16 protein-coding genes are annotated in these 17,254 nt (G+C 44.0%); 11 read left to right on the top strand and 5 right to left on the bottom strand.

Annotated elements, in window-relative coordinates; translation table 11 throughout:
* The 10 genes from I6E61_RS11055 to I6E61_RS11010 form a co-directional block, all read left to right on the top strand.
* A partial coding sequence (locus I6E61_RS11055) for an aldehyde dehydrogenase family protein (protein WP_197132098.1) occupies nt 1-144 on the top strand: 144 nt, incomplete at its 5' end.
* A 96-nt stretch (nt 145-240) separates the two neighbouring features.
* Nucleotides 241-1,269 carry an alcohol dehydrogenase AdhP gene (gene adhP / locus I6E61_RS11050; RefSeq protein ID WP_025650611.1) on the top strand — a complete coding sequence of 343 codons (1,029 nt, stop codon included), beginning with the start codon at nt 241-243 and terminating at the stop codon, nt 1,267-1,269.
* 343 nt (nt 1,270-1,612) lie between these two features.
* Nucleotides 1,613-1,939 carry a DUF779 domain-containing protein gene (locus I6E61_RS11045; RefSeq protein ID WP_197134664.1) on the top strand — a complete coding sequence of 109 codons (327 nt, stop codon included), beginning with the start codon at nt 1,613-1,615 and terminating at the stop codon, nt 1,937-1,939.
* 194 nt (nt 1,940-2,133) lie between these two features.
* Nucleotides 2,134-3,777: a GMC family oxidoreductase gene (locus tag I6E61_RS11040; RefSeq protein ID WP_197134661.1), complete on the top strand. Its 1,644-nt coding sequence runs from the start codon at nt 2,134-2,136 to the stop codon at nt 3,775-3,777.
* A gap of 502 nt (nt 3,778-4,279) precedes the next feature.
* Nucleotides 4,280-5,920: an ABC transporter substrate-binding protein gene (locus tag I6E61_RS11035; protein WP_197134658.1), complete on the top strand. Its 1,641-nt coding sequence runs from the start codon at nt 4,280-4,282 to the stop codon at nt 5,918-5,920.
* Nucleotides 5,921-6,084: 164 nt separating this feature from the next.
* Complete coding sequence (locus tag I6E61_RS11030) at nt 6,085-7,101, top strand: ABC transporter permease (protein ID WP_197134655.1); 1,017 nt, start codon at nt 6,085-6,087, stop codon at nt 7,099-7,101.
* Nucleotides 7,102-7,244: 143 nt separating this feature from the next.
* Nucleotides 7,245-8,159 (top strand): ABC transporter permease, encoded by a 915-nt coding sequence (locus I6E61_RS11025; RefSeq protein ID WP_194197835.1) that lies wholly within the window; start codon nt 7,245-7,247, stop codon nt 8,157-8,159.
* A gap of 1 nt (nt 8,160) precedes the next feature.
* Complete coding sequence (locus I6E61_RS11020) at nt 8,161-9,228, top strand: ABC transporter ATP-binding protein (RefSeq protein WP_197134652.1); 1,068 nt, start codon at nt 8,161-8,163, stop codon at nt 9,226-9,228.
* On the top strand, nt 9,225-10,196 hold the full coding sequence (locus I6E61_RS11015) for a peptide ABC transporter ATP-binding protein (protein WP_194197834.1): 972 nt from the start codon (nt 9,225-9,227) through the stop codon (nt 10,194-10,196). The genes I6E61_RS11020 and I6E61_RS11015 overlap by 4 nt, the downstream gene beginning before the upstream one ends.
* Nucleotides 10,189-11,160, top strand: a complete 972-nt coding sequence (locus tag I6E61_RS11010) for a DUF4424 family protein (RefSeq protein ID WP_197134649.1) — start codon at nt 10,189-10,191, stop codon at nt 11,158-11,160. Before I6E61_RS11015 ends, I6E61_RS11010 begins: the two co-directional genes overlap by 8 nt.
* Before the next feature lie 115 nt (nt 11,161-11,275).
* On the opposite strand, the gene I6E61_RS11005 is transcribed toward I6E61_RS11010, so the two are convergent.
* Together I6E61_RS11005 and I6E61_RS11000 are read right to left on the bottom strand one after the other, a co-directional pair.
* A complete protein-coding gene (locus I6E61_RS11005) occupies nt 11,276-11,503 on the bottom strand; it encodes a DUF2798 domain-containing protein (RefSeq protein ID WP_197134646.1) in 228 nt (75 codons plus the stop codon).
* Between the two features lie 54 nt (nt 11,504-11,557).
* Nucleotides 11,558-11,977, bottom strand: a complete 420-nt coding sequence (locus I6E61_RS11000) for a nuclear transport factor 2 family protein (RefSeq protein WP_197134643.1) — start codon at nt 11,975-11,977, stop codon at nt 11,558-11,560.
* Nucleotides 11,978-12,137: 160 nt separating this feature from the next.
* Here I6E61_RS11000 and I6E61_RS10995 point away from each other — a divergent pair, with 160 nt between their 5' ends.
* Nucleotides 12,138-13,076, top strand: a complete 939-nt coding sequence (locus I6E61_RS10995) for a LysR family transcriptional regulator (protein ID WP_197134640.1) — start codon at nt 12,138-12,140, stop codon at nt 13,074-13,076.
* Nucleotides 13,077-13,112: 36 nt separating this feature from the next.
* Here the strand turns inward: I6E61_RS10995 and I6E61_RS10990 are convergent, their stop codons facing one another.
* The 3 genes from I6E61_RS10990 to tkt all read right to left on the bottom strand — a co-directional run bounded on the left by I6E61_RS10990 (nt 13,113) and on the right by tkt (nt 17,049).
* Nucleotides 13,113-14,177, bottom strand: a complete 1,065-nt coding sequence (locus I6E61_RS10990) for a nuclease-related domain-containing protein (protein ID WP_197134637.1) — start codon at nt 14,175-14,177, stop codon at nt 13,113-13,115.
* A 60-nt stretch (nt 14,178-14,237) separates the two neighbouring features.
* Nucleotides 14,238-14,780 carry a hypothetical protein gene (locus tag I6E61_RS10985; protein WP_197134634.1) on the bottom strand — a complete coding sequence of 181 codons (543 nt, stop codon included), beginning with the start codon at nt 14,778-14,780 and terminating at the stop codon, nt 14,238-14,240.
* 271 nt (nt 14,781-15,051) lie between these two features.
* A complete protein-coding gene (gene tkt / locus I6E61_RS10980; RefSeq protein ID WP_197134631.1) occupies nt 15,052-17,049 on the bottom strand; it encodes a transketolase in 1,998 nt (665 codons plus the stop codon).
* Nucleotides 17,050-17,254 lie beyond the last annotated feature (205 nt).

Here is a 17,254-nt window from a genome sequence, read left to right as displayed (position 1 = left end):
CACATCTATCCGTCGCATTCTGCATTCGGTGGTTATAAGCAGTCTGGTATCGGCCGTGAGAACCATTTGATGATGCTGGATCATTATCAACAAACTAAAAACATGCTGGTCTCCTACGATCCTAAAAAAATGGGGTTCTTTTAAGCCAAAGTTCGAAGCACGTTGCAATCGAGGTTGCAACGTGTGTTAGGTATATTCACAGATTATTTTTATACAGAAAATCTAACAAGGAAGAACTATATGAGCAATAAGATGAAAGCCGCCGTATTACATGAGTTTAATCAACCATTACAGATCGAAGAAGTTGATATTCCAACGCCAGGCGCGGGTGAAATCGTTGTCAAAATGCAAGCATCCGGTGTCTGTCATACCGACCTACATGCTATCGAAGGCGATTGGCCAGTCAAACCAAGTCCGCCATTTATCCCTGGACATGAAGGCGTTGGCCTGATTACTGCGGTTGGCGCAGGTGTGACCCATGTGAAGGAAGGTGACCGCGTTGGTGTGCCTTGGCTCTACTCTGCTTGTGGTCACTGTACCCATTGTTTAGGTGGCTGGGAAACCTTATGCGAGCGTCAACAAAACGCAGGCTATTCAGTTAATGGCAGCTTTTCAGAATACGTACTGGCCAATGCCAACTACGTCGGTATCATCCCTGAAAGTGTTGACTCGATAGAAATTGCACCCGTTTTATGTGCAGGCGTCACCGTGTACAAAGGCCTAAAAATGACCGACACCAAGCCTGGTGATTGGGTCGTTATTTCTGGTATCGGTGGTCTTGGTCATATGGCAGTACAGTACGCCATTGCCATGGGACTCAACGTTGCGGCAGTCGATATCGATGACGAAAAGCTCGCATTTGCCAAAAAACTGGGCGCGACCATTACCGTTAATGCAAAAAACACCGATCCTGGTGAGTATCTGAAAGAAGAAATTGGCGGTGCCCATGGTGTGCTAGTAACAGCCGTATCTGCTATCGCGTTCGATCAAGCGTTAAGCATGGTTCGACGTGGTGGCACGGTGGTCTTTAACGGCTTACCAACCGGTGATTTCCCTGTCTCTATTTTTGATACGGTGCTCAACGGTATTACCATTCGTGGCTCCATCGTTGGTACGCGTCTCGACTTACAAGAGTCGTTGGACATGGCAGCAGCAGGCAAGGTAAAAGCCACCGTTACCGCGGAGCCGTTAGAGAACATCAACGATATCTTTGAGCGTATGCGTAACGGCAAAATCGAAGGTCGCATTGTGATTGACTATAGTATGTAGTTATAGTTGATTCAGTTTAAAAGAGAGTCAAGGCAACCGAGCGCAGATGTATATGTGATACCTCAAGTGAGGTTAACGCTGTAACTCTTTTATAGAGGATTGACTATATTGCTTGTGAGATTTTGATATTGTCTTAATGCGTCACACATTTAATCACAAACCATCAGTCGTATCGTCTTCATTCACATGCTATAAATGATGTGAGTGAAAACGATACGGCTTTTTATATTCTCGCCCAATATGGGTATGAGGTTTATGCTTAATAAGACTCCTATACTTAATAAGACACTCGTACTTAATGAGACGTCTTCTACAATCATATTTTAATGATAAGGAAATCATTATGAACGTTACAGCGACAGAATCCTGCGTAGAATTGATTGAGCTACTTAAATCCAAGCACGGTGAACTGATGTTTCATCAGTCTGGTGGCTGCTGCGATGGTAGCTCGCCTATGTGTTACCCGCTAGGTGAATTTAAAGTGGGCGGCCAAGATGTATTGGTCGGTGAGATTGATGGTTGTCCATTTTATATGGGCAAAGCGCAGCACAAATTATGGCAAAATACGGATTTGACCATTGACGTGGTGGACGGGCGCGGCGCCAGTTTTTCGTTAGAAATACCAGAAGGTAAGCGCTTTATCGTACGTTCAAAAGTTTGCTCAATATAAATGTGCTAATTGATAACACGCTCTAGATATCATCAGAGAACTTATCAACAGGCTCCTAGTGATAGTTGATTTTCTCTATCTACACGCTCTAGTCATTTTTATTTTATTATTCTGGCAAAATAGTAGATATTGTAAAGAGTAGCTTACTTTGAAAAGCTCGTTTTGATTAGCATGGATGCTATAAGGAAGATAAAATGGAACTTGATAAAACGTTTGACTACGTCATCGTGGGCGGTGGCTCTGCAGGCTGTGTACTTGCCAGCCGTCTCACCGAAAATCCAGAAATCAGTGTCTGCTTATTAGAGTTTGGCGGCGAAGGCAAAGACCTTGCCATTCGTGTGCCTGCTGGATTGATTCTGATGGTGCCAGGTAAGCCATTAAAGTTAAATAACTGGTGCTTTCACACTACGCCTCAAACTCATCTCAATAATCGACGCGGCTTCCAACCACGTGGGCAATGCTTAGGTGGCTCATCCGCTATCAATGCCATGATTTATACCCGCGGCAGTGCGCTAGATTATGAGCGCTGGGTGGAGCAAGGCTGTGAGGGTTGGGGGTTCGATGATGTCCTACCTTACTTTATCAAAGCAGAAAACAACGTCCACGGTAGCGATGCACTACATGGTGATAGCGGACCGCTGCACGTTAGCGATTTGCTCAGCCCACGCGATATATCAAAAGCCTTTGTAGAAGCCGCGATTGCCAACGGTCTCGACCATAACACAGACTTTAATGGCGAAAAGCAAGACGGTACAGGGTTGTATCAAGTCACCCATTTTCATGGAGAAAAGCAAGGTCAACGTTGCTCTGCTGCTGCAGCCTATCTACATCCTGTCCAAAGCCGCTCAAATCTGACCGTTATTACCCATGCACAAGCCAATCGCGTCATCATTGAAGACAAACAAGCGACTGGTGTGGTTTATGAAAAGGATGGTGTTAAACATACTGTCATGGCACATCGTGAAGTCATCCTATCAGGTGGCGCTTTCGGCTCGCCTAAAGTGTTGATGTTATCAGGTATTGGCCCAGCCGAGCATTTGCAATCACACGGTATCGAGGTTGTGGTAGACGCACCCGACGTGGGTGGTAACCTACAAGATCACCTAGACGTGGTCTTTGATTATGAAGTTAATACCACGGATGTCATCGGTATCGGTATGGCAACGATTTCTAGCCTAACCAAAAGTATTCGGCAATGGAGAAAGGACGGTACAGGATTACTGTCTACCAACTATGCCGAAGCAGGTGCGTTCTTCAGTGTCGGTGATGCCCCAAAAGAGTGGCCAAACACGCAATTGCATTTTGTGATATCTCGCGTAATTGAACACGGTCGCGATCTCAGACGTGGCTTTGCCATCTCTTGCCACAGTTGCTACCTGCGTCCTGAGAGTCGCGGCACGGTCAGGCTTGATTCTGCTAACCCCTCTGATGCAGTTCTGATTGATCCAAACTACCTATCTCATCCGAAAGATGTAGAGTGCATGGTGGCTGGTGCTGAGCGTACCAGAGCCATCATGCAAGAATCAGCACTCGCTAAATACATTACCGAAGACTACCCTGCCCCTTATCTAGAAAAAGACGGCATGCTCGGCTATATTCGCAACAAATCAGATACCATTTATCATCCGGTAGGCACTTGCCGTATGGGCTCAGACGAACGCTCAGTCGTCGATTTAGAATTAAAGGTGCGCGGCGTAAGCGGACTGCGAGTCATTGACGCATCAATCATGCCAACGTTGATTAGCGCCAATACCAATGCACCGACGATTATGATTGCTGAAAAACTGGCAGATCTGATTAAGACAACGCATAACCATGCTGAAAGCACGGTCACGTAAAGCACGGTCACGTAAAACATTGTGCTATAAAAAATCTTTATATGCACAACCATCCTAAGAACAGTTGATAACTGGTTACGTCAAATAAACGTAACCATATTATTTCTTTTCGTCTGTATTTAGTCATAGAACCATACTTGAGTGATTTTATACCACTTAATATCTCACCTTAAATGTATAGACAAAAAATAATAAAATTTCGCATATTCCACTAAATTCGTGCTGTAAGCAGCATATTTGTCTATTTTTTATCAAAATCAGTTTATTTATCGCTTGCGTTACTGCAGATTAAAAGAGTATATTCGAACGACTTACTTATATTTTTAGTTTCTAATGATATAAATTAAAGTTATAACAACCCATAATATGTTTCTTTTTGTATATATGGAAATCATATAAATAGACGTTTTTAAGGTTATTAAATGCTTGCTCATTATATTCATGATCGAGTACGAACATGTAGATATACGAGTAGCTACCTATCACTACATAGGATGTAATAATGCAAAAATCCCTCTTTAAACTTACCATGTTGACGACACTTATTTTAGGCATTAGTGCCTGTGGCGGCGACAATAAAACCACCGACGATTCTGCTGCCAGCTCAGACGCTAAAGCAGCTAAGACCTTGCTTTATTGTTCAGAAGGCAGTCCTGCTGGTTTTGATCCAGCACAGTATACGTCGGGCACTGATTTCGATGCGAGTGCATTTCCTATTTACAATGGCTTGGTAGAGTTTAAAAGAGCGGAGACTGAAATTCAGCCTGGATTAGCTGAGAGCTGGGATGTCAGTGAAGATGGCAAAACCTATACTTTCAATCTACGCAAAGGGGTCAAATTTGGTACAACTGACTACTTTACCCCGACTCGTGATTTTAATGCAGACGACATTGTCTTTACACTAGAGCGTATTACCAACCCAGAGTTTGAATTTAATAAAGCCTACCCTGCTGAATTCCCGTATTCGGTTGGTATGGGATTACCAGATATCATCTCGAATATCGAAAAGGTTGATGACTATACGGTAAAAGTCACACTAAGCGAAACCAACGCGCCGTTTTTACAGAACCTAGCGATGCCTTTTGCTTATATCAACTCTGCTGAATACGCCAACAAACTAATGACTGATGGCAATGCAGCTGATATCAATACCAAGCCAGTAGGTACCGGACCTTTCGTCTTTACCTCCTATCAAAAAGATGCGCAAATTCGTTATACCAAAAATCCAGACTATTGGAACAAAGACGATATCTATATCGACAACCTCGTCTTTGTCATCACAAAAGATTCCGCCGTTCGTGCCCAAAAGGTTCAAGCAGGTGAGTGTCATGTCTCTGCCTATCCAAAACCTGCTGAGATTGAAGCGGTTAAAAACTCTGGTAAGGCCACGGTGCTTGACCAACCTGGCTTTAACGTCGGTTATGTCGGCTATAACGTCGAAAAACCTCAATTGAGTGACCTGAGAGTTCGTCAAGCATTAGACATGGCCATCAATAAAGACGCCATCATCAATGCGGTCTATCAAAGCGAAGGCTTAAAAGCCACCAATCCAATGCCGCCAACGCAGTGGGGTTATGACGAGTCTCTCAAAGACGCGCCTTATGACGTTGAGAAAGCAAAAGCCCTTATTAAAGAAGCGGGGGCAGACAACCTTTCTATCGACTTATGGTATATGCCCGTTCAACGCCCGTATAACCCTAACGCCAAACTGATGGCTGAAATGCTACAAGCAGATTGGGCCAAGATTGGCATTAATACCAAGCTTGTGACTTATGAATGGGGTGAGTACCTAAAACGCGCGGCGAAAGGTGAGCCTGATGTCATTCTAGCGGGTTGGACAGGTGATAATGGTGATCCGGACAACTGGCTTGGCTCATTATTGTCTTGTGACGCTGTCGGCGGTAATAACTACTCGCGCTGGTGTAACAAAGACTTTGATAATTTAGTCACCAATGCCCGTCAGATCAATGATCAAGATGAGCGTGTGAATGAATATGTACAAGCGCAGCAGATATTCAAAGAGCAACTGCCTTGGACAACGATGGCGCATTCGGTGGTAACGGTATTCACCGCACCAAACGTGGTCGATTATAAAATCAGCCCACTTGGTTCAATACGTTTCGATGGTGTCAAGGTCGAATAACCCTGACTGATTACGTTCGATACGACATACATAATGGTTTAATTTATATTCGGCTGGATCAGGTTTCCTGCACCAGCCGTATTCATCTGCATTAAACGCGTTGTCGCGAACCCTCATACCATCGAAAGCCCTCTTATCATTGAATCACAACTATTGAGCAGCCCATGCTACTTTATATTCTGCGTCGAATCGCTATTCTCATTCCTGTCTATCTTGGCTTAACGCTATCGACCTTCACTCTGATTCGTCTCGTCCCTGGAGATGCGGTTGAGATTATGATGGGCGAACGTATGGTCGATCCAGAGCTACATGCTCGCGCCCTAGAGCGACTGGGATTAGACAAACCTCTTGTAGCCCAATATTGGGATTATCTGACTGGCATCTTGACGGGTGATTTTGGCGAGTCCTTTCGTACTCGTACTCCCGTATTACAAGATTTCTTTGCCCATTTCGTCCCAACCTTAGAGCTAGCTCTATGCGCCATTGTCATTGCTAGTGTCATTGGCGTGAGCTTGGGCATTTTCGCTGCCCTACGCCGTGGTACATGGATTGACTACACCCTCATGTCAGGTGCGTTGGCAGGATACTCTATGCCTATCTATTTATTGGGGCCTATCCTTACTGGGATATTTGCTCACTATTTAGGCCTTTTGCCTGTCGCTGGGGTGATCTCTGTCGCGCAGTTCTTAGATGTGCAGCCACTATATGGCTCATGGTTGCTTGGCTCTCTCACATCGGGAGAACCTGGCGCATTCTGGAACGTGGTCAAACACTTTATCTTACCCTCTATTGCCTTATCGACCATTCCACTTGCAATGATTGCACGGATGACGCGCTCGGCGATGCTAGAAGTACTGGATGAAGACTACGTACGTACGGCTAGAGCCAAAGGCTTATCACCAAGCCGTGTGATATTGGTACACGTGATGCGTAATGCCTTAATTACGGTAGTCACTGTCGTTGGTCTACAGATGGCGACATTACTCGCAGGTGCCATTATTACCGAGACCATCTTTAGTTGGCCAGGCGTTGGTAATTGGCTACTCGATGGATTTTTCACTCGTGATTATCCTATCGTACAGAATGGTATTTTACTGGTCGCCACTGCCTTGATTTTGGTTAGTTTATTTATTGATATTTTGTATGGTCTTATCAACCCACGTATTCGACATACTTCTTAATCTAACATTGATAAATACTCATATTATAAGTAGTGAAAAACAGCGATTGCATGGTTTTGAGTCGTTTTCAGCACATTTCTGAATGGTTGCTAGAAATGGAACTCTACATACTTGTAACGCGTTAGCCACTATAGGAAATGCTCATGAAGCCTTCTGCTGTTCCCTCTGATCTTAAGCTTGCGGCACTCACGCCGCCCTCGTCTTGGCAGCTATTTTTATCGACGTTTTGTCGCAATAAAGGCGCGGTACTTGGTTTTATTGTACTGGCTTTGATGGTGCTTATTGCCATACTCGCGCCTACCATTGCTCCCCATGACCCTTATGAATTATTCACCGGTCAAGAGCAATTGCCACCTGCCTTTCTGGATGGCGGCAATACGATGTTTTGGCTCGGCACTGATGATGCGGGTCGAGATACGCTATCTCGGGTGATGTATGGTGCGCGTTATTCACTGTTTATTGGTCTGAGCGCCACGACTCTTGCGATGTTGGTTGGTATTTCACTTGGGCTAAGTGCTGCGTTTTGGCCAAAGGTCTGGGGCAAGGCCGTCATGCTAGTCAATGACATTTTGATGTCTTACCCGAGCTTACTATTGGCCATCATCATTGCCGCTATCTTAGGGCCTTCTATGACCAATACGATTATTACGATCGCACTGGTCTGTACACCACCTTTTATTCGGCTGACTCGTGCCACTGCGATGGTAGAGCTACAACGTGAGTACTTTATTGCCTCACAAGTGATGGGTGCTGGCGTACTGCGCTTATTGTTTATTACCATTTTGCCCAACTGCATGGCACCGCTTATTGTACAGGCGACGATGATTTTCTCTTCTGCTATTTTAGAAGCAGGCGCGATTGGTTTCTTAGGCTTTGGTGTACAGCCACCAGATGCCGAATGGGGCGCCATGTTAGGTACGGCACGCCAATATATTCAGAGTAATGTTTGGCTCGCTATTTGGCCGGGTGTCGCTATTTTCTTGGCTGCCCTGTCGATTAACTTGACTGGTGATGGCTTACGCGATGCGCTAGATCCCAAATTAAAGCAGGTGACCTAACATGACTGATCCATTAATTAAAACGCCTATCAATCATACCTCTATGAATGGCGCATCAAAAAAAGAATCTCCATTGTTATTAGATATCGAAAATCTTTCAGTTACTTTCGGTCAAGGGATACGCGCCTTTCGTGCAGTCGATGATGTGTCGTTAAAGATTACACAAGGTGAGGTCATCGCCGTCGTCGGTGAATCTGGCTCCGGTAAATCCGTCACTATGATGGCGCTAATGGGACTGTTGCCACCCTCTGCAACCGTGCGCGCACAGCGAGTGGTGTTTGATAACAAAGATATGCTTAGCATGCCAGCCAAAGAAAAGCGCGGCATCATTGGTAAAGACATCTCTATGATTTTTCAAAATGCGATGTCTTGCCTAAATCCAAGTTTCACCGTTGAGATGCAACTGGGCGAAGTACTACGCAAGCACCTTGGTTTACGAGGCGCCGCAGTACAGACGCGCATCTTAGAGCTGCTAGAATTGGTTGAGATGCCCGATGCCAAAAACCGTCTCAAGGTATATCCGCATCAGCTATCAGGTGGTATGAGCCAACGGGTTATGATTGCGATGGCGATTGCTTGTGAGCCAAAACTACTGATAGCCGATGAACCGACTACGGCTCTGGATGTCACCGTCCAAGCGCAAATCATGGACTTGCTGAGCCGATTGCAACGCGAAAAGCAGATGGCGATGGTATTGATCACTCATGACTTGGGACTGGTCGCACAGAACTCACGTGATGTCGCGGTCATGTATGCCGGACAAGTGGTTGAAACCAGTACTGTGCCAGAGATTTTTCAACATCCTGCTCACCCTTATACTGAAGCATTACTGCAAGCCATCCCTGAGTTGGCTATCGGTCAAGACCGTCTAAACAGCTTGCCCGGTGTCGTACCCAGTCAATACGATCGCCCAAGTGGTTGCCTATTGTCTCCGCGTTGCCCGTATAAAGAATCCGCTTGTGAAGTACCACCGCCTATTTTAGATACACCAACTGGTAAGGTACGTTGTATTGATTCTAATATTACCTCTCGCCCCTCTCACGCTGCTACTTTGGAGTCCCAAGTATGAGTAACAAAGTGGTCTTAAAAGCAGACAACCTACACAAGCACTACCCAGTATCACAAGGTCTGGGCAAAGCAAAAGCATACGTAAAAGCCCTCAATGGTATCTCGTTCGAGCTTGAAGCTGGCAAGACATTGGCAGTCGTTGGTGAGTCAGGCTGCGGTAAATCCACCCTTGCCCGCCAGCTGACGCTGATCGAAGCGCCTACTCATGGTGAGCTATTTATCAACGATGAAGGCACCACTGGCTATAGTAGAAAGGCGCTCAAAGACTTACGTACCGAAATTCAAATGGTATTCCAAAACCCTTATGGCAGCTTGAACCCGCGCCATACTATCGGCTATCAGTTGACGGAACCATTGGATATCCATACGAAACTCTCTAAAGAAGAAAAGCGTGACAAAATCAACGAGATGATGAGAAATGTTGGTCTACGTCCCGAACATGCTGGCCGCTATCCACACATGTTTTCAGGGGGTCAGCGCCAACGGATTGCCCTCGCCCGTGCGATGATGCTCAATCCTAAAATCGTCGTCGCTGATGAGCCTACTTCTGCACTCGATGTATCAATTCAAGCCCAAGTCTTAAATCTATTTATGGATTTGCAGGATGAGTATCGTACCGCTTATGTCTTTATCTCGCATAACTTGTCAGTCGTACGTCATGTCGCTGATGATGTGATGGTGATGTATTTAGGTCAAGCGGTCGAACACGGTCCTAAAGAAGCGATTTATAATGCACCAAAGCATCCATATACCATCGCCCTATTGGCTGCTGCACCAACGGTAAATGGCCACAAGAACGATCTGACGCTGCAAGGTGAGCTACCAAGTCCGCTTAACCCACCAAGTGGCTGTGCACTGCATAAACGTTGTCCATATGCCAAGCAGCAATGCAGCGAGATAGAGCCACAACTGCGCGAATGGGATGGTCGATTGGTGGCTTGTTTACGCTTGGAAGAAATATATGGATAAGAGACATTTTGTGTCTAGCGGTACGTTAGCTTGTGCTGTGCTGATAACGATGACGGCTGCCCAAGCAAATGACTCTACTGGCTATGTCGGTGCAGGCGGTGTTGAATACCTTAAAAATAAAAACATCAGCATGCATAGTGAGGATTTATACATCTCAAAAGATGAAATTCGCGTCAATTATGAGTTTAAAAATCTCAGTAATAAAGACATTACTGAGACGGTTCTTTTTCCTATGCCGGCTGTGCCTAGCTCTATAGACTCAGATTACGCTGATATAAGTGCCACTTATGATAACTTTAAAGTTTGGGCCAGTGGTAAGCCTATCATTCCTAATCAGCATGTTCGTACTTTTATGCATCCGATTGTCACCAAAGATGGTAATAGACACTATGGGAAAACACCTATTGATACCACCAACATTTTTAAGGCGTGCGGTATTAGTGATGCTGAAATGATGTCACCTTGGACCTATAAATTTGATACCGATGACATCAATCAACGTCTTGTAGATTGTAATAATAAGGCACTAAATAAATTTATCTATGATGAAGGGTACTTTTATATGCCTTGGGATTCACAAATTATTTATAGTTGGGAGCAAACCTTTAAAGCCAATACTATCACCAAGGTCAAACACACGTATAAACCGTTAGTGGGTGGCTCGGTGCATCTAGGTGAGGAAGAGTTTCCAAATTTTTGCGTAGATGCTTCAACTCAGAAAGGGTTTAACAAGAATGGTGGTCGTCCCTATCATGCCTTAAGTTATATCCTGACTACGGGAGCAAATTGGGCCAAACCTATCACCAACTTTAAGCTGACTGTAAAACGCGACCCTAACGAGCTGGTCTCGTTCTGCTGGAAAGGTAAGGGTAAAGTCAAAAAGATTGGACCAACGACGTTTGAGATTAAAGAAAGTAACTTTGTGCCAACTCATGATTTTGACGTCGCTTTTATCATGAAGTAGCCGTTAGTTTTTAGGATGCGTCTAGCGCACCGATAAAACTTGATTCGACAGCAGTCGTGACAATAAATTCAAGCGTTCTGAGTAATAGTGTTCTGAGTAATAGCGTTCTGATGAATTATGAGTCTAGCAGTCTTTTAGTCAGTTTTTGCACCGGATTGGCTATCATCATGACACAAACAAAGGCGACAGGTGCAGCCAGCATCCAAGCCTTAAACCAGTAATAAATAAATCTATCCACCATACCAAGGTTGATAAAGGTAATATAAATGGTCATCATCCCTGATAATGAGACGGCCATGATTGCAGTATTAACAATACGAAACTTATAACTTTTTCGCTTCATGTGCTTCATCTGTTCCATAAATACCTCAAGCAGTTTCAACCTTTCATTTACCTTCTATCTTGAGATTTGCATAGCCGCTTCTAAAGCCGCCGTGTCCTCGTGCATGCGGTACAGACAAATCTCGCCAGCATCATTAAAACGGACAATCATTGACCAAAGGCTATTAAATACTTTCCCCGTGTGTTTGACTGTGTGAGCAAGCTTGCCAAATCTAATCACATAATTATCAGCGACGATTGACTCCTTCATTACAAACTCGCCAAACTCAAACATTTTTGCAAGATTTTTAAAAAACTCAATACCTGCATTTTTACCACTGTGAGTGCCATAAATAGGCACCTGACTGTCTGGATTCTCTCGAAACACCACGAATTTAACGTTTTCGTCACATTGCTGCATGGCTTGCTCATATTCGCCCACAAATATATGAGTGACGAATTGATCGAGTGTCTGGGCATTTGATGGTGATGGCATTAGTATCTCAATATTTTTAAAGTAGATAATAATTCTAATTTAGTGCAACACAGATAAACAGAGGATAGATCAGCAATCACTGTGCAAAAATGCACGGTGAAATTTGCTAAACTGATTATTTATACTAAAACTAGCGCTCATATTGAAAGGTGATGGTGACATGCAGTGGGATGATTTGGCTTACTTTGTCTGCTTGGTAGAAAAACAGACGCTGACTGCCTGTGCTGAAGAGATGGGTGTACAACACAGTACGGTTGCGAGGCGCATTGATCATCTTGAGCAAACATTAGCGGTAAATCTGTTTGATCGATTGGGCAAACGCTATGCACTGACGCCAGAAGGCTCGATGCTCTACAGCCAAGCCATTGAGGTAAAAAAAGAGATAGCTGTATTTGAGAGAATGGCGATTGATCAGAACGCGATGCAGGGCAAAGTTGTTATATCAGCACCACCTGTCTGGGCAAATGAAGTACTGATACCGGCTCTGACTGAGCTTCGCCAGCAGTTCCCAGACATATTAGTCGCGTTGAGCGGTGAAGTTGGCCTGAGCAATTTACATGACAGAGAAGCAGACATCGCCATAAGAACACGTTGTCCCACACAGGAAGATCTGGTTGCTCGTATTATTGGGTCCACAAGATACGGTTTCTTTGCTAGTGAAGAATACCTCAAAACCACCCATTCTGAACAATGGCAACTAATAGAGTTTCAAGCCAATACTCGAGTACTGGCTTGGTCACAGGCATTGATGAAACAGCATGCCTATACGATTGCATTTAACACTAATGATTTATATATGGCCTGTCATGCTGCTCGTAAAAAAATAGGCATTGCGTTGCTGCCAGAGTTTTTGGCTCACCAATACCCAGAGCTAACGGCAGTTGATCCAATTAATCGAGTAGCGCTGACCGCTCGAACACCACAAATATTAGAGAACCTTCATTCTCCAATATTTACATCAGACAATCAGAATTTAATCTTAGATACCAATATTCCACTCACTCAAGAATACCCTCTCTATCTTGTGATGCATCCAGATGTCAGACGCTCTGCACGAGTGAGAGCGGTTGCCGATTGGTTAATTGCCAGTTGTGCTTAACTAAAGTAGCTGCATAAAGTCTTATATAGAATACCGCTAATCAATATTCACTACGCCCCAACATTTAGGAAATTGACTACAACCAAAAAAATCTTTCCCTTGGTGTTGGCCTTTTTTGGCAACACGTTTGATCATTGCTCCCTGACATCTTGGACAGGCAGGTATTTGCTCTGCCACAGCAGTATGACTGGTTTGCTCAACAGCTTTAAGACTGCTGCTGTTAGACGTGATAATCTCACATTCAGGCGTTTTAAAATCGTTGCCCGATAACTCAGAATCTATAACTTCAAACGGTGTAAGAAACACTTTATTAGCCATATCATATGGTGTACTTGTCTGCTGCGTATTCAGACTATCAGTTGATAAGTCACTAGAATCAATCTCAGTCTGACCAGACCATCGCAGCACTTCTCTACTTTTCAGCGTGGCTCGTTTAGCGGTTTCTTTTGCTATCGGCTCTGGTATAGGCTTACTGGCAGTTTTAGCAATTGGTTTATCAGTAGCATTACTGCTAGGCTGTTTATTTGAGAGGCTATGCTTGTCTTTTAAATAAGCTTTATGCTCTCGATTGGTACGCCAAGACTTACTAAATCTGTTGCTATTAATCTGCTCAACGATGGACTCAACCTCGTCTTCAGTCAGTATCTTATCTTGCTTCTTCTTCACATAAGATACCATACCACCTGTCAATACGTGCTCGGGCAACTCATCGCGGGTTTTTAGTTCGCACTCACCGATGAAAGCAATCATCGAATGAAAGTAGCTCAGCTCCAAGCCTAATAAATCTGCAAGCGTCTTGATGTGCAGATAATTTTGGCGCAATGGGTTTTGGAATTTGAATTTACTGCCATTCGGGAATGCTTGTGTCCACTGTCTTTGCTTTTCGCTACCGTATATCCAGCCTTTGTAGTTTTTGGTTTCGATGACAAAGATGCCGTATACAGAGACGATGATATGATCGATTTGGGTACTACCACCGTTGGCTCTTGGCAAGGTAATACCGTTCAATCGGTGATAGACGTTTTTTTCTAGTTTTAACCACATGGCGACATTGATAACGGTCTCGCCTAGGAAACCTTTGAAGCTGGATTTTAGGGACATAATAGCGATCTTTAGAATGGTTATAGAATGTGCTAGGCGTACTAACGAAACTCTTTAAATTTAATTAATTAGCACTCTCTTATGACGCTTTAAAGACTTAGCATAATGAGAAGAGCATGATCTGATATGTTTATAAAAACTCTTATAAACCCGATCATACTCTTCATCAAACTGTTTAAGTACATCTAAAGTACTATCGCTAGGATTAGTTTCATATTCCTGCTGTGCATTTATCAGGTTTCCACCTGCATTTAAAAACAACTCAAATTTTTTCTCAAGCTCTGGAAAGTATAAAGCTATCAATATTTCTATCTTGCCACCTTCTCTGTAAAATTCATCAACATCTAAAGCTTCATCGTCATTGCTTGAAAAACTTTTAGATTGAATTTCCTGAATAATGGCTGCAAAATCAACCAGTCTAAAAGCCACTTCCTCAAACTTGATTCTCAAAAAGGCTTCATACTCCTTTTTGCGTTTATATTTCTGAGTAATGAGAATACCACATAGTCCAAATATTCCGATTATGCAGGCTGCTATCAAGCCTTCACTTAGTGCAATCTGTTTTAGCCATGTAATAACATTTGCCAGTTTGATACTATCCATCTAGTTTTTCCAATTCTGTAGTCATATAATTTATTTTTATATGAGAGCTGCATAAGACGTAAAATGTAACTTTGTGAGCAATCAATCTATTCTAATTTACCACTAAATCATTATATTGAGGCACAGAATTTAGTACTGATTGCAGCAGTTATTTTACCGATAACCATGTTGATGAAAGCAGACCAAAAGAAAAGCCAAAGATTAAGCCATAAAAAGAGCCACCAGATTTCTCCGGCAGCTCTTTTTCTAGATACTAACTAAGTTAGATTTATTACACCAAACTATTTACCGCTTCAACCACAGCATCAGTCGTAATACCAAACTCTTTGTATAACTGATCTGCAGGAGCAGATTCGCCATAAGTGGTCATACCGATGACTTTGCCATCTAGACCAACGAACTTATACCAGTAATCTACATGTGCCGCTTCGACTGCTACGCGGGCACGGATATTGGCAGGCAATACGGCTTCGCGATAGCTAGCATCTTGCTCAACGAAAATCTCAGCACATGGCATAGAGACCACACGGACGCCAACACCATTTGCGCTCAACGTTTCGTAAGCTTCCATCGCAAGGCCAACTTCTGAACCAGTAGCGATGACGATGGCTTGTAGCTCGCCCTGCTCTTTCGCAAGTACATAACCACCTTTGGTGATGTTCGCTACTTGCTCACTATTACGTGCTTGATGTGGCAAGCTTTGACGGCTAAAGATCAATGCTGATGGGTTGTTTTCTGACTTGATTGCTTCTACCCAAGCGCTAGCAGATTCAGTCGCATCACACGGACGCCATGTACGCAGATTTGGCGTGGTACGTAGGCTCGTCAATTGCTCAACTGGCTGATGCGTTGGGCCATCTTCACCCAGACCGATAGAGTCATGCGTATAGACATGGATGACGCGCTGCTTCATCAATGCGCCCATGCGTACGGCGTTACGTGCATATTCCATAAACATCAGGAAGGTCGCTACGTAAGGGATAAAGCCGCCATGGAGTGCGATACCATTAGCAATCGCGGTCATGCCGAACTCACGTACGCCATAATAGATATAGTTGCCGTCAGCGTCTTTTTCGATGCCTTTAGCGCCTTTGAATAGCGTGAGGTTTGAACCAGCTAAATCCGCTGAACCGCCTAGCAATTCTGGCAATAGTGGCTGTAAAGCATTAATCGCATTTTGACTGGCTTTACGACTGGCAACATCGCCACCCGCTTCTTGAGTTTGCTGAATATAGGCTTGTGCTTGATTATCAAAGTCAGCAGGCAAATCACCATTTAAACGGCGTAATAACTCAGATGCCAGTTCAGGATAGGCTTTCTTATAAGCGTCAAAGTCCGCATCCCAGTTCTTTTGCTGTACGTCACCTTTAGCTTTGGCATCCCATGCTTCATAGATTTCATCATCTAATTCAAATGGGGCATGCTTCCAAGACAATGCATCACGAGTCAAGGCGATTTCGTCATCACCAAGTGGTGCACCATGACTGGCTGCTAAGCCTTGTTTGTTCGGGCTACCCGCGCCGATCGTGGTTTTGCAAATCAGAAGACTTGGTTTGGTAGTCTCTTTTAGCGCTTGCTCAGTTGCTTGCGTGATTGCATCAGCATCATGACCATCGACTTTGATAACTTGCCAACCATAAGACTCAAAACGCGCTTGCGTATCATCAGTGAACCAGCCTTCGACATTACCATCGATTGAGATACCATTGTCATCATAGAAGAAGACTAACTTACCAAGACCTAACGTGCCAGCCAATGAGCAAACTTCATGACTGATACCTTCCATCAGACAACCATCGCCTAAGAACGCATAGGTGTTATGGTCTACGACGTTATGGCCGTCACGATTGAACTGTGCCGCTAAAGTTTTCTCTGCAATTGCAAAACCAACTGCGTTAGCAATACCTTGACCTAGTGGACCAGTAGTTGTCTCAACACCTGGTGTGTAGCCAAGCTCAGGATGACCTGGCGTTTTTGAATGTAACTGACGAAAACCTTTCAGGTCATCAACGCTGACATCATAACCAGATAAATGTAGCAATGAGTAAATAAGCATTGAGCCATGACCGTTCGATAAGACAAAGCGGTCACGGTTGTGCCACTGTGGATCGGTTGGGTTGTGCTTCAAAAACTTGCGCCACAGAACTTCAGCAATATCAGCCATGCCCATCGGAGCACCTGGATGACCAGAGTTGGCTTTTTGTACCGCGTCAAACGACAGTACACGAATGGCATTGGCTAATTTACGTTCGCTAATTGGAGCTGGCATAGAGTGTCCTAATATTCAAATGAGGGGTATGGCTGATAAGAGGAGAGTTTACTCAAAGGGTAATAAAATAAGGACGCAAAATGCGCCCTTACCGTGTTGGCTATAAAATCAAAGTGCAATATTAACATATTTGACGCAAGTCACGCCAAAAAATGGCATGGCTTAGCAGTGAGTATTTCACAGTAATTTATATCAATTTTATCAA

The organism is Psychrobacter sp. NZS113 (assembly GCF_015864825.1).
GTDB lineage: Bacteria > Pseudomonadota > Gammaproteobacteria > Pseudomonadales > Moraxellaceae > Psychrobacter.
Note: the sequence above shows the minus strand (reverse complement) of the source record. Positions and strands in the feature narration are given on the sequence as shown.

What these genes read in the sequence shown, in the direction of transcription:
- I6E61_RS11035 (WP_197134658.1), top strand. Translation starts at nt 4,280, where the DNA reads ATGCAAAAATCCCTCTTTAAACTTACCATGTTGACGACACTTATTTTA.
- I6E61_RS11000 (WP_197134643.1), bottom strand. Translation starts at nt 11,977, where the DNA reads ATGCCATCACCATCAAATGCCCAGACACTCGATCAATTCGTCACTCAT.
- I6E61_RS10995 (WP_197134640.1), top strand. Translation starts at nt 12,138, where the DNA reads ATGCAGTGGGATGATTTGGCTTACTTTGTCTGCTTGGTAGAAAAACAG.
- I6E61_RS11015 (WP_194197834.1), top strand. Translation starts at nt 9,225, where the DNA reads ATGAGTAACAAAGTGGTCTTAAAAGCAGACAACCTACACAAGCACTAC.
- I6E61_RS11010 (WP_197134649.1), top strand. Translation starts at nt 10,189, where the DNA reads ATGGATAAGAGACATTTTGTGTCTAGCGGTACGTTAGCTTGTGCTGTG.
- tkt (WP_197134631.1), bottom strand. Translation starts at nt 17,049, where the DNA reads ATGCCAGCTCCAATTAGCGAACGTAAATTAGCCAATGCCATTCGTGTA.
- I6E61_RS11005 (WP_197134646.1), bottom strand. Translation starts at nt 11,503, where the DNA reads ATGAAGCGAAAAAGTTATAAGTTTCGTATTGTTAATACTGCAATCATG.
- I6E61_RS11020 (WP_197134652.1), top strand. Translation starts at nt 8,161, where the DNA reads ATGACTGATCCATTAATTAAAACGCCTATCAATCATACCTCTATGAAT.
- I6E61_RS11025 (WP_194197835.1), top strand. Translation starts at nt 7,245, where the DNA reads ATGAAGCCTTCTGCTGTTCCCTCTGATCTTAAGCTTGCGGCACTCACG.
- I6E61_RS10985 (WP_197134634.1), bottom strand. Translation starts at nt 14,780, where the DNA reads ATGGATAGTATCAAACTGGCAAATGTTATTACATGGCTAAAACAGATT.
- I6E61_RS10990 (WP_197134637.1), bottom strand. Translation starts at nt 14,177, where the DNA reads ATGTCCCTAAAATCCAGCTTCAAAGGTTTCCTAGGCGAGACCGTTATC.
- I6E61_RS11045 (WP_197134664.1), top strand. Translation starts at nt 1,613, where the DNA reads ATGAACGTTACAGCGACAGAATCCTGCGTAGAATTGATTGAGCTACTT.
- I6E61_RS11030 (WP_197134655.1), top strand. Translation starts at nt 6,085, where the DNA reads ATGCTACTTTATATTCTGCGTCGAATCGCTATTCTCATTCCTGTCTAT.
- adhP (WP_025650611.1), top strand. Translation starts at nt 241, where the DNA reads ATGAGCAATAAGATGAAAGCCGCCGTATTACATGAGTTTAATCAACCA.
- I6E61_RS11040 (WP_197134661.1), top strand. Translation starts at nt 2,134, where the DNA reads ATGGAACTTGATAAAACGTTTGACTACGTCATCGTGGGCGGTGGCTCT.